The organism is Psychrobacter sp. 1U2 (assembly GCF_051847575.1).
In genome coordinates this window covers 1-551 of sequence record NZ_JBPYDC010001643.1, presented here as the reverse complement: position 1 = coordinate 551, position 551 = coordinate 1, and the positions used below count along the sequence as shown (strand labels likewise).

Genomic DNA, 551 nt, shown 5'->3' with positions numbered 1-551 from the left:
ACGCAAGCGCAAGCAGAAGGCGAGCGTATTCGTCAACAAGCGCAAGCGTCTATCGAGCAAGAAATTAACCAAGCGCGTGAATCATTACGTGCTCAAGTAGCTGAACTGGCTGTACTTGGTGCAGAAAAGATTTTGCAAGACAAAGTCGATGAGCAAAAACATGCCAGTATGTTAGATCAACTGGCGGCGAAGCTGTAATTGTGAGGATATCATGGCTGACTTATCAACCTTAGCACGACCGTACGCTAAAGCCGCGTTTGACTATGCCAACGAAAATGGGGTAGTAAATGAGTGGGAAAACTTCTTGTTTATTGCCAGTCACGTTGTCAATGACAAGTCGTTCAGTACTTGGCTGGAAAATCCAGCTGTTTCTGCTGAGCATAAGTCAGCTGCGCTGACTGATCTTTATGACTCACAAGTAGCTGGTGATAGCGACTCTGCTTTTAAACAGCTACTAGGCGAGAGTAAAGGCTCTCACTCTGGTAATAGTATTAGCTATTCTAAAGTGTCACCAGCCCTTGATAATTTTATTAAGCAGTTGGCACAACAAG

At 44.6% G+C, this 551-nt stretch carries 2 protein-coding genes; both read left to right on the top strand.

Features of this window, described 5'->3' with window-relative positions:
- Window positions 1-198, top strand: a 198-nt coding sequence (locus ACS8FD_RS23635; RefSeq protein ID WP_439277644.1) for a F0F1 ATP synthase subunit B family protein, incomplete at its 5' end; no start/stop codon positions are given.
- A gap of 13 nt (window positions 199-211) precedes the next feature.
- A partial coding sequence (locus ACS8FD_RS23630) for a F0F1 ATP synthase subunit delta (protein ID WP_439277643.1) occupies window positions 212-551 on the top strand: 340 nt, incomplete at its 3' end.